The following is a 526-nucleotide window of genomic DNA, read 5'->3' on the forward strand; positions in this document are numbered from 1 at the left end:
CGGGATGATCGGGCAGCAGTGCTTCGATGAGTGCGAGGCGCGTGCCCGTGTCCGGCTCGTGGTGTTCGGACAGCATGGTTCGCACAAAGGCCGCGCCGGCCTGGTCTTCTGCCGGTGCTGCCGCGGCGGCTTCTGCTGCGGCGTCCAGGCAGGCGGGCCCATAGTAGCGGCAGACCGCGAGCAGGGCGTCTAGCCGCTGGTCCACGGCCTTGAGGGCGCGGACCGTGTGGCCGCCACGCAGAAGCCCCGCGCGGCGGCCGTAGGCGCGGATGGCGATGCCCATCTGCCGCGGCAGCATGCCGGGCAGCGGGGGCGGGGCGATCGAGGAAACAGAGGACATCGTCTGGAAAGCGATGCATGCACGGGGCACGCAGCCCCGCGACCATGCCGGATCAGTTGAGCTCGATGGAGCCGCCTTCGATGCGGTGCGTTTCGACCGCGGCCGACGTGATCTGGTGGGCGCGCGTTTCCACGGAGCCGTCCTTCTCGAACTGCATCCGGGTGTCGCCGCAGCGCAGTACCACGC

At 70.3% G+C, this 526-nt stretch carries 1 protein-coding gene; it reads right to left on the minus strand.

Annotated features, from left to right (window positions below; translation table 11 throughout):
* Positions 1–298 (minus strand): hypothetical protein (locus tag GLW01_RS15465; protein WP_202405782.1); only part of this gene is annotated, 298 nt, incomplete at its 3' end.
* Positions 299–526: the final 228 nt, after the last annotated feature.

The sequence above is a fragment of the Vreelandella halophila genome (assembly GCF_009856365.1).
Lineage (GTDB): Bacteria > Pseudomonadota > Gammaproteobacteria > Pseudomonadales > Oleiphilaceae > Halospina > Halospina utahensis_B.